At 76.5% G+C, this 10,114-nt stretch carries 11 protein-coding genes and 1 pseudogene; 6 read left to right on the forward strand and 6 right to left on the reverse strand.

Annotated elements, in window-relative coordinates:
• From ACYVI6_RS16505 to ACYVI6_RS16520, 4 genes and pseudogenes are all read right to left on the reverse strand, one after another.
• Positions 1–293 (reverse strand): annotated as a pseudogene (locus ACYVI6_RS16505) (hypothetical protein); the annotation flags it as partial.
• Entirely contained in the window at positions 290–2,659 is a 2,370-nt protein-coding gene (locus ACYVI6_RS16510) for a terpene synthase family protein (RefSeq protein WP_460447412.1), read from the reverse strand. The pseudogene ACYVI6_RS16505 and the gene ACYVI6_RS16510, both read right to left, overlap by 4 nt.
• A gap of 10 nt (positions 2,660–2,669) precedes the next feature.
• The gene (locus ACYVI6_RS16515; RefSeq protein WP_460447413.1) at positions 2,670–4,091 is read right to left on the reverse strand and encodes a cytochrome P450; all 1,422 of its coding nucleotides are present in this window, start codon (positions 4,089–4,091) and stop codon (positions 2,670–2,672) included.
• A 153-nt stretch (positions 4,092–4,244) separates the two neighbouring features.
• A complete protein-coding gene (locus tag ACYVI6_RS16520) occupies positions 4,245–4,706 on the reverse strand; it encodes a DUF2231 domain-containing protein (RefSeq protein ID WP_284290173.1) in 462 nt (153 codons plus the stop codon).
• 141 nt (positions 4,707–4,847) lie between these two features.
• Here ACYVI6_RS16520 and hisN point away from each other — a divergent pair, with 141 nt between their 5' ends.
• From hisN to ACYVI6_RS16540, 4 genes are all read left to right on the forward strand, one after another.
• A complete protein-coding gene (gene hisN, locus ACYVI6_RS16525) occupies positions 4,848–5,630 on the forward strand; it encodes a histidinol-phosphatase (RefSeq protein WP_460447414.1) in 783 nt (260 codons plus the stop codon).
• Between the two features lie 25 nt (positions 5,631–5,655).
• Entirely contained in the window at positions 5,656–5,886 is a 231-nt protein-coding gene (locus ACYVI6_RS16530; protein WP_460447415.1) for an RNA-binding S4 domain-containing protein, read from the forward strand.
• Positions 5,883–6,245, forward strand: a complete 363-nt coding sequence (locus ACYVI6_RS16535) for a TraR/DksA family transcriptional regulator (protein ID WP_460447416.1) — start codon at positions 5,883–5,885, stop codon at positions 6,243–6,245. Before ACYVI6_RS16530 ends, ACYVI6_RS16535 begins: the two co-directional genes overlap by 4 nt.
• Before the next feature lie 139 nt (positions 6,246–6,384).
• Positions 6,385–7,959, forward strand: a complete 1,575-nt coding sequence (locus ACYVI6_RS16540; protein ID WP_460447417.1) for a diguanylate cyclase — start codon at positions 6,385–6,387, stop codon at positions 7,957–7,959.
• 9 nt (positions 7,960–7,968) lie between these two features.
• Here ACYVI6_RS16540 and ACYVI6_RS16545 read toward each other — a convergent pair whose 3' ends face one another.
• On the reverse strand, positions 7,969–8,445 hold the full coding sequence (locus ACYVI6_RS16545) for an NUDIX domain-containing protein (protein WP_460447418.1): 477 nt from the start codon (positions 8,443–8,445) through the stop codon (positions 7,969–7,971).
• Between the two features lie 49 nt (positions 8,446–8,494).
• Between ACYVI6_RS16545 and ACYVI6_RS16550 the strand changes: the two genes are divergently transcribed.
• The gene (locus ACYVI6_RS16550; protein WP_460447419.1) at positions 8,495–8,800 is read left to right on the forward strand and encodes a metal-sensitive transcriptional regulator; all 306 of its coding nucleotides are present in this window, start codon (positions 8,495–8,497) and stop codon (positions 8,798–8,800) included.
• On the forward strand, positions 8,797–9,267 hold the full coding sequence (locus tag ACYVI6_RS16555; protein ID WP_460447420.1) for a DUF4396 domain-containing protein: 471 nt from the start codon (positions 8,797–8,799) through the stop codon (positions 9,265–9,267). The genes ACYVI6_RS16550 and ACYVI6_RS16555 overlap by 4 nt, the downstream gene beginning before the upstream one ends.
• On the opposite strand, the gene ACYVI6_RS16560 is transcribed toward ACYVI6_RS16555, so the two are convergent.
• A partial coding sequence (locus ACYVI6_RS16560) for an SGNH hydrolase domain-containing protein (RefSeq protein WP_460447421.1) occupies positions 9,264–10,114 on the reverse strand: 851 nt, incomplete at its 5' end. The two genes, ACYVI6_RS16555 and ACYVI6_RS16560, sit on opposite strands and share 4 nt — an antisense overlap.

The following is a 10,114-nucleotide window of genomic DNA, read 5'->3' on the forward strand; positions in this document are numbered from 1 at the left end:
CCCTTGCCGCGGCGCGCGCGCACCGGCCCGTCGCCGTCCGGTTCGCCGCCTGCGGGCGACGGCGCGTCGCGCCAGCCCAGGGCGTACCCCGCGAGCTCGCGGAGCCGGCCCGGCAGGGCGTCGACCGCCGACACCATCGCGAGCTCGACGCCGTGACCGTCCGGCGTCGACCACCACGAGGCGGGCGCGGCGGGCACGACCGCGAGGCCGTGCGCGCCGGCGTCGGTCAGGCCGGTCGAGTCGGTGGGTCTGGTCGGCTCGGTCGTGCCGGCCCTCGTCGCGACGTCGGTCACGACCGGCCCGACGAGACGGGGGCCGCGACCAGGTGCTGCGCGACGTCGGCGACCGCGGCCGGCGGCCGGACGTCGGCGGGGCGGGCGCCCGCGACCCGGTCGTGCGGGCGCGACGGCACCGCACCCGCGAGGGACGGCGCCGGTCGCACCGGGCGCACGGGACGCACCCGCCCGGCCAGCCAGCTGCGCACGATGCGCCCGGCCTGGCGCCGCGACGGCACGTACCAGAGGAAGAACAGCAGCCGGCCGACGTAGGCGCCGCGGCCGCTGCTCGGCGGTGCGCCGGTCAGGTGCAGCAGGCCGCGGCCGGGGCCGAGGGCGGCGGCGCGCCCCGAGTCGCGGCACTCGAACCCGGACGGGCGCCGCCCGAGCAGGCTCGCGGCGACGTTGCGGCCGACGGCGGTGCCGGACAGGATCGCGGTGCCCGCCATGCCGGGCGCCAGCCCGCCGCCCTTGGCCAGCACGGTCGCGACGTCGCCGGCCGCCCAGACACCGGGCACGGCGCGCAGGCAGCCGTCGACCAGCACCCGCCCGTCGTCGGCCTGCGGCAGCCCGGCCAGGTACGGCGCGCGGCGGTCGGTGCCGACGGCGTACACGGTCACGTCGGTCGCCAGGCGGGTGCCGTCGTCGAGCACCACGTGGTCGCGTCGCACGGTGACGACGCGGCGGCCGGTGACGACGTCGACACCCAGGTCCTGCAGCCAGGCGCGAGCCTGCTGCACCAGGCCCGGCGAGTCCGCCAGCTCGGCGGCGACCTCGTCGCGGGCGCCGACCAGCGTCACGACGGGTCGGCGTCCGCCCACCCGGCGGCGGGCCAGGCCCGCGGCGGCCTCGACGCCCGCCAGGCCGCCACCGACGACGACCGCTCGCGGCGGCCGGCTCGGGTCGGCGACCGCCGCGCCGTCCAGCAGCGCCAGCAGGCCGGCGACGTCGTCGGGTCCGCGCAGGCACCACCCGCTGCCGTCGTCGTCCTCGGCGGCCGGGCGGTCGCTCGCGCCGCTGGCCAGCACCAGCTCGTCGTAGGGCACCGACACGGTGCCGTCGGGGGTGTCGACCAGCACGGTGCGGGCGTCGGCCACGACCTGACGCACCCACCCGGCGACGTGCCGGGCGCCGGGGAATGCCTCGGCGAACGGCGAGCGGGTCACCCCGGTCGGGAGGTCACCGGCGAGCACCTCGCCGACGAAGCCGTGGAACGCGTGGCTCGCCTCGGGGGCGATCACCGTCACGTCGACCGAGCCGCCGAGCCGGCGGCGCAGTGCGCGGTGCGCCCACACGCTGGTGTACCCGGTGCCGACGAGGACGACGTGCGGCCGGCCGCTCGGCGTCGGCAGGCTGCGCACGGGTGCGGGAGCCGGAGCGGCCGCGGGGGCCGCGCCCGTCGCGGCGTCGAGGTCCTCGGGCGGGATCGCCAGGTACTCCGCGCGGTACCGCTCGGAGTGCTGCTGCCAGTCGTGGGCGCCACGCATCACCGGTGCCAGCGCGTCGCGCACGTAGCGCTCGACGTCCGACACGCCGGTCTCGTCCTCGCCGAGCTCGTGCGCGCACCGGCCGGCGTCGGCCGCGAGATCCACGAACCGGTCGACGCGGGTGCGCACCATCTCCTGCACGACGGCCACGGCGCCGCCGACGTCGCCGCCCGCGGCCCGCTGCAGGTGCAGCACGAGGTTGTGGTCGCCGATGCCCTGCTCCTTCTCGAGCGAGACGACGTCGTTCTCCAGCACGACGACCTCGGCCGACAGCTGCTGCATCTCGAGCACCCACGGGGCGTCCGCGACGGCGGCCGACAGCTCGTAGCCGCCCAGCCGCTCGGCGAGGTCGAGGATCGGTCGGACGCCGCCGGTCTCGGCCCGCACGGCCAGCTGCTCGGCGTGCCCGGGGTCGCCGTCGGCCACCCGGTTGCGGGTCTCCTGCACGTGCCCCTCGAGGTAGTCGTGCCAGTGCCGGACGGCTCGTGCCGTCCACTGCTCGCTCATCCCCTCGCGGCTGCGGCGCCAGACGTCGGCGAACGCCACCACGATCGGTGCGTCGTCGACGTCCGGCTCGCGGTCGAGCACCGCCTGCACCGCGCGCACCAGGTCGACGGCCTGCTCCGGCGACCGGCCGAGCGCGGTGTCGAAGAGGTCGTCGAAGATGAAGAACCAGCTCATCTGGTCGACCGACAGGTCGAGCTCGGGCCCGACGGCCGACGGGTTGAACCGCGCGGCCAGCTCGGCGAAGCGCCCCTGGAGGTGGCGGCGGCGCGACCGCGGCGTGGGCAGCAGCCCGAACCGGGCGGGCCAGTCGAGCTGGACGTCGGCGGCCCGGGCCAGGTCGGGGCTGACCCGGTCGGGGAAGGGCATGTGCATGGGGACCTGCAGCGGCACGATCGGGCTCCTAGCTCGCGGCCCGGCGGGCGGGCAGACGGTGGGGCGCGACGCGGAGGCCCTTGGCCTGCACCAGCGCCATGGGCACCTCGCGCACCGGCTTCGCGCTGACCGGCACCAGCCGCCAGCGCCGCAGGATGCCGGCGACCGACAGCAGCATCACCTGCTGCACGAAGTGCTCGCCGAGGCAGCCGTGCTTGCCCGCGCCGAACGGCATGTAGGCGTCGTGCGGCATGTCGTCGAGGCTGCCGTCGAGCCAGCGGTCGGGCCGGAACGCCTCGGGCTCGGCGAACACCGGGTTGCGGCGGTGCAGCATGGTGAGGCTGAAGGCCATCTCGGTGTCGGCCGGGATCCGGTAGCCGCCGAGCACCGTCTCGCGCAGCGAGTGCCGCGAGAGGAACCAGGTCGGGGTGTGCAGCCGCAGCGTCTCCTTGATGACGGCCGAGGTGTAGGGCAGCCCCTGGACGTCCTCGAGCGAGAGCGGGCCGTCGGCGAGCTGCGCGAGCTCGTCGATCATCCGGGTCTCGACCTCGGGGTGCTGCGCGAGCTCGTGGAACAGCCAGGTCAGCGTGGTGCCTGGCGCCGTGGCCCCGGAGACGACCAGGTTCACGATCTCGTCGCGCAGCTGGTCGCGGTCCATGCGGCGGCCGGTGCGCTTCTCCTTCGCGGCCATGACGCCGGCGAGGAACGCGATCTGGTCGGGGTCGTCGGACCCCTCGAACCGGTCGATGATCTCGTCGACGGCCGTCACCATGTTGACCCGGGCCCGGGTGAAGCGCCGGTTCACGCCGATCGGCACCCGCTCGAGCAGGGGGTGCGGGTAGAACGACATCGCGACGATGCCGGTCATGAACGCCGGGGTGGCCTGCTGCACCATGGCCGCCGCCTCGGGCGCCAGGCGGTCGCTGAACAGCGCGCGGTTGAAGACGTCCATCCCGAGCTCCTGCAGCTCGTCGTTGGCGTCGAAGGCGACACCGGGCTGCCAGGTCGACAGCCGGGCCTCGATGACCTCCTGCATCTCGAGCAGGTGCTTGCGCACCTGCTGCCGCTGCAGCACCGGCTGCAGCATGCGTCGGTGCCGGTGGTGCACCTCGCCCTCGACGACCGTCAGCCCCTGGCCGAGCACGCCCTCGGCCTTCTGGAAGATCAGGCCGCGCGTGTAGTCCTCGACGTGCTCGACGAGGATCTCGCGGATCAGCGTCAGGTCGTTGACCACCACCACCGGGCGCGAGCCGATGTACATGCGCACGAGCGGGCCCTGGTCGACGAGGCCGTCCATGAACTGCAGCGGCCCCTTGGCCAGGCCGACCAGGTGGCCCGCACCCGGCACCCAGCCGCGGGCCAGCGGCACGGTGCGTGCGACGGCGGCGGGCGCCGCGCTCGTCGGCTCGGTGTGCCGGACCTGCTCCGGACCGGCGTCGATCAGCGTCATGACAGGGTCACCTCGGGGCGTCGCGGTGGGGCGCACTGTGCGTGCCCCGTGAACTGTTGTCCTCTAGGGAACAAGCAAGTTCAACGCCTGTCAATGGCTAACGCACGGCGAGTGCTCGAGGCGCGAGACGACCCGCGCCGCGGCGTCCCGCCGTCACCTGCCGTTCGTCGCGTCGACGATCCCCTGCCACACCGCCTCGGAGCCGGTGTGGCCCGTGCGCACCGTCCAGACGACGGCCGCGGCCGCGACGACGAGGGTCAGGGCGCCGAGCACCACCGGGGCCGGACCGCGCCGCGACCTCGCGAGGGCGACCAGCACCGACACCACGAGCAGCCCCAGCGCGAACCAGATCATCAGGTCGGCGATCTCGGCGTGCCGCTCGATGGCCGCGCTCTCGCCGAGCCGCCGCTCGAGCGCCTCGCCGCTCTCCTGGGTGACCCACACCAGCCCCACCAGCAGGGCGTTCGCGGCCACGACCGGCCAGGCACCCACCCGGCGCAGCCGGCCGCGCCCGAAGGCCACGAGCACGGTGACCAGCGCCATCAGCGGCACGAGCACCACGGTGAAGTGCAGGACGAGGGCGTGCACGGGCAGCCCCTGGACGGTGTCGAACACGGTGGACCTCCTGGGCCGGGGGTGGTGCACCGGGGTGCCGGGGCAGCCCGATCCCACCACGTCCCGCCCGGACGCGGCTGGGAGCCGCCTGGGAGTCCGCTGCCGACTCCCGGGGCGGTGGGGCGCGATAGGTTGCGGGGCGTGCCGGGCTACGACGACGACCTGCGGCTCGCGCACGTCGTCGCCGACCAGGTCGACGCCCTGACGACCGAGCGCTTCCGCGCCGCCGACCTGCAGGTGCGCAGCAAGCCCGACCTGACGCCCGTCACCGACGCCGACCTCGCGGCCGAGCAGCTCGTGCGCTCGCAGCTGCGGCGCACCCGACCGCGCGACGCCGTCGTCGGCGAGGAGCTGGCGACGACCGGCCACGGGGACCGCCGCTGGGTGGTCGACCCGATCGACGGCACGAAGAACTTCGTGCGCGGGGTGCCGGTGTGGGCCACGCTCATCGCCCTCGTCGACGGCGACCAGCCGGTGGTCGGCCTGGTCTCGGCCCCCGCGCTCGGCCGGCGCTGGTGGGCCTCCCAGGGCACCGGCGCCTGGAGCGGGCGCAGCCTGTCGGCCGCGACGCGGCTGCGGGTGTCGGGCGTCGACGACCTGGCGGACGCCTCGCTGTCGTACTCGAGCCTGAGCGGCTGGGAGGCGCGCGACCGGCTGCCGGCCTTCCTCGACCTGACCCGCCGCTGCTGGCGGAGCCGGGCGTACGGCGACTTCTGGTCGTACGTGCTGGTGGCGGAGGGCGCCGTCGACGTCGCCTGCGAGCCCGAGCTGGCGCTGCACGACATGGCGGCCCTGGTGCCGATCGTCACCGAGGCGGGCGGCCGCTTCACCGCGCTCGACGGCGCGCCCGGCCCGTGGGGCGGCGACGCCCTCGCCACGAACGGGCTGCTGCACGACGACGTGCTGCGGCTGCTCGGCGGGTAGCCGCGCCCCCGCGTAGGCTCGTCGCGTGGACGACGAGGGCGACCTGGCGGCGGCGGACGAGGTGCGGGTCGAGGGCGGCATCCGGCTCGGGCAGCTGCTGAAGCTCGCCGACCTCGCCGACACCGGCGCCGACGCCAAGACCCTGCTGGCCGAGGGCGCCGTCCAGGTGAACGGCGAGCCCGAGCAGCGCCGGGGACGGCAGCTGCAGGCGGGTGACGTGGTGCGCTGCGGCGACCGCGTGGTGCGGCTGCGGTGACCGCGCCGGACGCCGGTCCGGCGGAGCGGCTGCTCGCCCTGCGCGACGCCGCGCTGCGCCGCCGGGCCGACCTGCAGCGCGACCTCGACCGCGTCATCGAGGCCACGCGCGACGTGTCGACCGACGACGAGCACGACCCCGAGGGATCGACCATCGCCTTCGAGCGCTCGCAGCTGCAGGCGGTGCTCGACCAGGCCGGACGCGACGTCGTCGCCATCGAGGCCGTCGCCGGCCGGGTGGCCGAGGGCGGGTACGGCGTCTGCGAGGTGTGCGGCGCGCCGATCCCCGCCGGGCGGCTCGAGGCCCGGCCGACCGCCACCACCTGCGTCGGCTGCGCGACGTCCGCCCGCCGCCGCTGACGCGACGGGCGGGTCGCGCCGCCCATCCGCCCGTTCCGTCCGCTTCGCCCGCACCCGGTCCGTCGCGCACCGCGCACGCGGGGGCCCCGATCGGCGGCTCGGGCTGCGGACGACGCCCCCGGCAGCCGAGAATGCGCGCATGGACCTGACGGCGACCGCCGGGCGCATCCTGACGCTCGCGCAGGACGGCGGGGTGCACGAGGCGGCCCGGCTGGCCCACGAGGCGCTCGACGACCTGTCCCCCGACCGAGGGCCGAGCGCCGAGGAGGCCGGGCTCTGGTACGCCGTGTCGGTGCTCGAGATGGTGCGCGACGACCTCGGGGCCATGCAGCGCGCGGCCGACCGCTGCCTGCACATCGCGCTCGACGCCGGCTCGCCCGGCTGGGCCTCGAACGGGTACGCCCTGCACGCGCTGAGCCTCGTGCGCCAGCAGCAGGTCGAGCCGGCGCTGGTCGACCTCGCCCGCGCGGAGGCCGAGCTGGCCCGCACCGACGACCCCGGCCTGACGGCCTGGGCCTGCACCTCGCTCGGCGAGGTCTACGCCGAGCTGCGGCTGTACGAGCTGGCGGTGCCGCACTACGAGCGGGCGCTCACGATCCCCGAGGACGCCCTGCCGCTGCCCGGGAGCGACGTCATCGACTGGCTGAACCTCGCCCAGCTGCACCTGCGCTGGGCCGACGAGCTGGAGCGGGTGGTGCCAGAGCTGGCCGGCCCGGACGACGTGCTGGCGCACCGGGCGCGAGCCGCCGAGCTGGCCGACACCGCCGGCCGGCTCACGCAGGCGAGCCGGCTGGGCACCTACACCGCCAGCGTGCGCGCGGTCAGCCTCGGCGCGCGGGCCACCGCAGCGCCGACCGAGGTCGTCGACGAGCTGCGCGACCTGCTCGACGGCGGCGACTCGCGGGCCTACGCCGGCTACCCGGTGATCGCGGCCACCGCGCTGGCGCGGGCCCTGCGGGCGCTCGGTCGCACCGACGACGCGCGGGCCGCCGCCCGCCGGGCCGTCGACGACCTCGAGCCGGGTCTGGACTGGCACGTGGTGGCCACCGCGCGGGCCCTGCTGGTCGAGCTCGAGGCCGAGGCGGGGGTGCCGGGCGCGACGTCCGGTCTGGCGTACGGGCGGCTGCTGTCGTCGGTGCTCTGGCAGCAGCGGCTGAGCACCCTGCAGGGCGCGCGGGCGGCGCTCGACGTCGAGCGGCTCGAGCGCGAGACCCGCCGGGCGGTGCGGCAGGCGAGCGTCGACCCGCTCACCGGCGTCGGCAACCGGCGGGCCCTCGAGCGCGCGCTGCCGGTCGGTCAGGAGCGCCGCCAGCACTCCCTCGTGCTGGTCGACCTCGACGGCTTCAAGCAGGTCAACGACACCTACGGCCACCACACCGGCGACCAGGTGCTGTCGCGGGTGGCCGCGGTGCTGCAGGACGTCGCCCGCAGCGAGGACGTCGTCGTGCGGCTCGGCGGCGACGAGTTCGTCGTGCTCGCGCCCGGCGCCGGCCGCGCGGAGGCCGACGCCCTGTCGGCCCGGCTCGAGCAGGCGCTCGAGGAGGTGGACTGGGCCCGGCTGACGCCCGGCCGGCGGGTGCGGGTGAGCACCGGCCAGGCGACGTCCGACGGGCCGACGTCGGTCGAGCAGCTGCTGCAGGCCGCGGACGACGCGATGTACGCGGTGAAGCGGGGCCGGGTGCGGCACGCCGATCGCCGCGCGGGCGAGGGCTGACCGGCCCGCTCAGGACGGGTCGGCGCCGTCGAGCCCGGCCAGCCGGTCGAGCAGCCCCCGCTGGCCGGCCACCACGCGCGTCGCCGCCTCGGCGAGCCCGAACCACTCGGCCCGGTCGACCTCGGGGAACGACTGCCGGCGTCCCGACCGCGGCGGCCACTCCAGCTCGAACGTGCCCGGCACCACCGCGGTCACGTCGAGGTCGGCCGCGAGCGCCCACGCGGTGACCACCTTGCCGCCCGACTGCCGCACCGAGCCCAGCGGCCGCAGCTCGCCGTCCGGCACCGGCAGGCCGAGCTCCTCGGTGAACTCGCGGCGGGCGCAGTCGAGCAGCGACTCCCCCGGCTCGGGCTCGCCCTTGGGGATGGTCCACGCCCCGGCGTCCTTGCGCGCCCAGAAGGGCCCGCCCATGTGCGCCAGCAGCACCTCTCGCCCCGCGCCGACCCCGCGGTGCAGCAGCACGCCGGCGCTCTCTCTCGCAGCCACCGCCCCATCATGACCGTCCCTGATACCCGCGGGGGGTATACTCGACCGCATGGACGACGCGCACGACCACGCTGCCCCCGGCTACGCCGCCACGAAGGACGCCCAGCTGCGCAGGCTGCGCCGCGTCGAGGGGCAGGTGCGCGGCATCGCCCGCATGGTCGAGGAGGACCAGTACTGCATCGACGTGCTGACCCAGGTGTCGGCCGCGACGAAGGCGCTGCAGGCGGTCGCCCTCGGCCTGCTCGACGAGCACCTCGCGCACTGCGTCGCGGACGCCGTGACCGAGGGCGGGCCGGAGCGCGAGGCGAAGCTGCGGGAGGCGTCGGCGGCGATCGCGCGGTTGGTGCGGTCGTGACGGCGCACGTCGGGCACGACGCGCGCGACGCGTCGTGGGGCACCGCCGTCACCGCGACCCTGCACTGCCTGACCGGCTGCGCGATCGGCGAGGTGCTCGGCATGGTGCTGGCCACCGCGCTGGGCCTGACCGACCTGTCGAGCATCGTGCTGTCGGTCGTGCTGGCCTTCGTGTTCGGGTACTCCCTCACGATGCTGCCGGTGCTGCGCGACGGCGTGCCGCTGCGTCGGGCCGTGGGCGTCGCGCTGGCGGCCGACACCGTCTCGATCGCCGTCATGGAGCTGGTCGACAACGGTTTCGTGCTGGCCGTGCCGGGCGCGCTCGACTCGACCCTGGCCGACGCCCTGTTCTGGGGCTCGCTGGTGCTGTCGCTGGTCGTGGCGTTCGTCGTGACGGTGCCGGTGAACCGCGCGCTCATCGCCCGCGGTCGCGGTCACGCGGTGGTCCACGCCCACCACGGGCACTAGTCCGCGAGCGCCGACGCGACCCGCTGCAGCAGCACCGGCGCCAGCTGCCGGGACCGGGCGGCCGTCAGGTGCACCCCGTCCGCCCGCACGACCGCGCCGTCCTGCACGCCGGCGCAGTCGCCGCCGGGGCAGAGCACGTCGGTGACGCTGACCGTCACCGCGTCGCGGGGGTGGTCGGCCGCGACCCGGCGCAGCAGCACGTCGAAGCCGTCGACGTAGGCGCCGTCGAACGCGCCGGTCTCGCGGCCGGCCGGTCGGCCTGCCGCGACGTACGGCCCGATCGACCGGCCGGGCGGCGGCACCTCGACGAACACCGTGCGGGCCCCCACCGCGGCGGCCCGCTCGACGAGCGCGGCGTACCCGGCGGCCAGGGCGGCGTCGTGGGGCGCGGTGCCGGGTGCCAGCCGCGTGCCGTCGACGTCGAGCGCCTGGTGGTGCGCCCAGAACTCGCTGACCAGCACCACGTCGGGGCGGTACGTCGTGAGCGCCGCGGCCACGGCGTCCACCGCCTGCTCGTGGCAGGTGCGGGCCGGGCGGTCGGGCGCCGTCATGCCGTTCGGCACCACGAGCAGCCCGGTCACCGTGCAGCGCTGCCACGCGGCCTCGACGACGGTGTCGCCGGAGCGGCCGGCCTGCTCGACCAGCCCCGGCAGCAGGGCCCGGGCCGTCGAGTCGCCGACGACGAGCGTGGTCGAGCCGCCGCCCCGGTGCTGCACGCAGACGTCGAGCCGGTCGGGCGCCTCGTCCGGGCAGCCGGTGTCGGCCCGGTCGGCGAGCTGGGTGGCCAGGCCCGCCGGCAGGGCGGTGCAGCCCGCCGCGGCGACGGCGACCAGCGCGATGCCCGCCG

It is taken from the genome of Angustibacter aerolatus, assembly GCF_054776675.1.

Bases quoted from the DNA above. Each gene is read 5' to 3' on its own strand.
- ACYVI6_RS16515 (WP_460447413.1), bottom strand. From the start codon at position 4,091: ATGACGCTGATCGACGCCGGTCCGGAGCAGGTCCGGCACACCGAGCCG.
- ACYVI6_RS16540 (WP_460447417.1), top strand. From the start codon at position 6,385: ATGGACCTGACGGCGACCGCCGGGCGCATCCTGACGCTCGCGCAGGAC.
- ACYVI6_RS16550 (WP_460447419.1), top strand. From the start codon at position 8,495: ATGGACGACGCGCACGACCACGCTGCCCCCGGCTACGCCGCCACGAAG.